This is a genomic window from Streptomyces sp. BE303 (assembly GCF_036290945.1).
Taxonomy (GTDB): domain Bacteria; phylum Actinomycetota; class Actinomycetes; order Streptomycetales; family Streptomycetaceae; genus Kitasatospora.
The window spans coordinates 1-1,085 of record NZ_JAQYWZ010000631.1 but is presented as its reverse complement, the minus strand read 5'-3'; the positions used below and the strand labels follow the sequence as shown (position 1 = coordinate 1,085).

The 1,085-nt window shown below is 73.6% G+C and carries 1 protein-coding gene; it reads right to left on the bottom strand.

Going from position 1 to position 1,085, the window contains the following annotated elements; translation table 11 throughout:
• Positions 1 to 1,085 (bottom strand): N-acetylglucosamine-6-phosphate deacetylase (gene nagA / locus PUR56_RS14430; RefSeq protein ID WP_329949202.1); only part of this gene is annotated, 1,085 nt, incomplete at both ends.

The following is a 1,085-nucleotide window of genomic DNA, read 5'->3' as shown; positions in this document are numbered from 1 at the left end:
CGAAGCGGTCGGCCCCGGTGATCCACTCGCCGCGGCGCATGACGGCGACCAGGTCGTGGGTGGCGGAGTCGAGCACCACGAGGTCGGCGTTCTTGCCGGGTTCCAGCGTGCCGACCGAGTCGGCGAGGCCGAGCAGGCGGGCGGGGACGGTGGAGAGCGACTCGACGGCCTGGTTTAGGGTCAGCCCGTTGACGGCGACGGAGCGTTTGAACGCGACGTCCAGGGTGAGGGTGGAGCCGGCGATCGCGCCGCCCTCGACCAGCCGGGCCACGCCGTCCTTGACCTCGACCTGGAGGGGGCCGAGGGGGTAGAGGCCGTCGCCCATGCCGGCTGCGCCCATGGCGTCGGTGATCAGCGCGACGCGGGAGGAGCCGGCGGTGCCGTAGGCGAGGTCGAGGACGGAGGGGTGCAGGTGGACGCCGTCGTTGATGAGCTCGACGGTGACCCGCTCGTCCTCCAGGAGGGCCACGATCGGGCCGGGGGCGCGGTGGGCGATGCCGGGCATGGCGTTGAAGAGGTGGGTGGCGACGGTGGCGCCGGCGTCGATGGCTTCGAGGGTCTTGGCGTAGTCGGAGTCGGTGTGGCCGACGGCGGCGATGACGCCGAGGTCGGCGAGCATGCGGACGGAGTCGAGGCCGCCGGGCAGCTCGGGGGCGAGGGTGACCATCTTGGCGTGGCCGCGGGCGGCGTCGACGAGCTTGCGGACCAGTGCGGGGTCGGGGTCGCGGAGCAGGTCGGGGCGGTGGGCGCCGCAGCGGTTGTGGGAGATGAAGGGGCCCTCGAAGTGGACGCCGGCCAGGACGCCGTCCTCGACGAGCTCGGAGAGCACGGCGGCCTGGCGGGCGACCTCGTCGATCTCGCCGGTCACGGTGGAGGCGATGGTGGTGGTGGTGCCGTGTTCGAGGTGGGTCCGGGCGACCTTGAGGGCCTCCTCGGCGATCCCGGAGGCGTAGGAGGCGCCGCCGCCGCCGTGGACGTGCAGGTCGACGAAGCCGGGGACGACGGTGTACCCGGTCAGGTCGAGGTCACCGGCCGTGGTGGCGCCGCCGAGACCGGCGATCCGGGTGCCCTCGACGGCGAGACGG